Source organism: Paenibacillus sp. AR247 (genome assembly GCF_002968895.1).
Taxonomy (GTDB): Bacteria; Bacillota; Bacilli; order Paenibacillales; family Paenibacillaceae; genus Paenibacillus_AQ; species Paenibacillus_AQ favisporus.
In genome coordinates this window covers 110503-112145 of record NZ_PCZT01000002.1, presented here as the reverse complement: position 1 = coordinate 112145, position 1643 = coordinate 110503, and the positions used below count along the sequence as shown (strand labels likewise).

The following is a 1643-nucleotide window of genomic DNA, read 5'->3' as shown; positions in this document are numbered from 1 at the left end:
CCGCCGTGCTGGGATGGATTCCAGCCGATTCCAAGGCCGAAGGGGGCGGTCGAAGAAAAGAAACCTCGGTATTCCGGGAGATGAGGGACGGCATCCGTTATGTCACTTCGAACCGCGTACTGGGTCGGCTCAGTCTCTGTTTTGCGGCTGTCGGTCTGGGGATCGGCCTCATTTCGCCGCTAAGCGTCTTCATCGTGACCGACAAGCTCGGTCTTCCCGCCGATCACCTGAAATGGCTGTCCATCCCGTATGGCGCCGGGGAGATTGCCGGCGGGATCGCCGCGTTTGCGCTGGCCGGCCGCATGGTTCCCCAGACGCTGCTGATACTCGGCCTGATCGTCAATTCAGCCGGGATTGCCGTCACCGGATGGTCCGGTATGCTGTGGCTCACGATGCTAGCCCAGTTCGTTATCGCCCTGCTGCAGCCGGCGATATTCATCGGTAACCAAACGCTCGTCATGCAGCATACGGAGCCCGAATACATCGGACGGGTGAGCGGAATCCGTACGCCGCTTATGACGGGTGCCATGCTCTTGATGATGAGCCTGTCCGGCGTGCTCGCCGGCCGCTTACCGCTCGGAATCATCTACAGCTTGGCAGGGTTGTGCCTGCTGATCGGCCTGCTTATCGTGCTCCCACTGTACCGGCAACGGGAATCCGCTCCCGCAAGCCGGCCAGAGTAACGGATCAAGCTCGGCCGGACAGGCCGGGCTAATCCGCCTTAGTCGTATCCGGATCCAACCGGCGCAGAATTCGGGTCATCTTCTCAAGGCAGAAGCCGAGATCGCTTCGGTCCTCCTCGCTAAGACGGTCCAGCTGCTGGCTCAGCTCGTGGTGGAAGGAATCCCACCGGCTGCTCACGATTCGCCGGCCCTTCTCGGTCAAGGACAGTCCGATCTGACGCTTATCTTGAGGGTCAGGCTGCTTGGTGAGGCATTCCTTCTCTTCAAGCTTGGCGATCAGGGGCGTAAGCTGCTGCTTGGATATGTGCAGATGTTTGGCAAGAAGGCTCATCGAATAACTATCCGGTTGATGATATAAAGCCTCGAGCACGTGGTACTGCAAATGCGTCAGCTCAGGCATCAATTGCCGCGCCGAAGGCATGTCAAAGCCGCGGTGGAGCAGCGGGATCAGCTGAATATAAGCTGCGGCAAGCCTGGAGTTGTCTGAATTCATGGCGTGTTCTCCTTCGTTCTCCTTCATCCCTGTCCATTTGACAGGTAGTAAATATTTATTTATATTATTTACGTATTAACGCAAAATATCAACAGTAATAGTAAATAAATATTAATTAAAACGGGACAAAGGAGGAACCCTAATGACCCGCAGCATGGCCAATGATTCAATTAATCGCAAGAGCGGCGGTCCACGCCGGAGGGGAATCAACTATGATGTCGGAACGTACACCCGCGGACCGGATCAGCCCTCCTCGAGAGAACTTTTTGATCCGGGGACCGTCCGGAAGGAAATGGAGATCATCCAGAGCGAACTGCACTGCACCAGTATCCGCATTTCGGGCAGGGATGTGGACAGGCTGGTGGCGGCTTCGGAATGCGCTCTAAATCAGGGGCTCGAGGTGTGGTTCTCCCCGGCTCTGATCGATGAGGAAGAACAAGCGATGCTCGAGTACTACAGGGAATGTG

The 1643-nt window shown here is 56.4% G+C and carries 2 protein-coding genes and 1 pseudogene; 2 read left to right on the top strand and 1 reads right to left on the bottom strand.

Features of this window, described 5'->3' with window-relative positions; translation table 11 throughout:
- Window positions 1-683 (top strand): MFS transporter (locus CPT76_RS00880; protein ID WP_146116124.1); only part of this gene is annotated, 683 nt, incomplete at its 5' end.
- A 28-nt stretch (window positions 684-711) separates the two neighbouring features.
- Here the strand turns inward: CPT76_RS00880 and CPT76_RS00875 are convergent.
- Window positions 712-1176 (bottom strand): MarR family winged helix-turn-helix transcriptional regulator, encoded by a 465-nt coding sequence (locus CPT76_RS00875; protein WP_181152640.1) that lies wholly within the window; start codon window positions 1174-1176, stop codon window positions 712-714.
- 142 nt (window positions 1177-1318) lie between these two features.
- Between CPT76_RS00875 and CPT76_RS36910 the strand changes: the two are divergent.
- A pseudogene (locus CPT76_RS36910) lies at window positions 1319-1643 on the top strand (hypothetical protein); the annotation flags it as partial.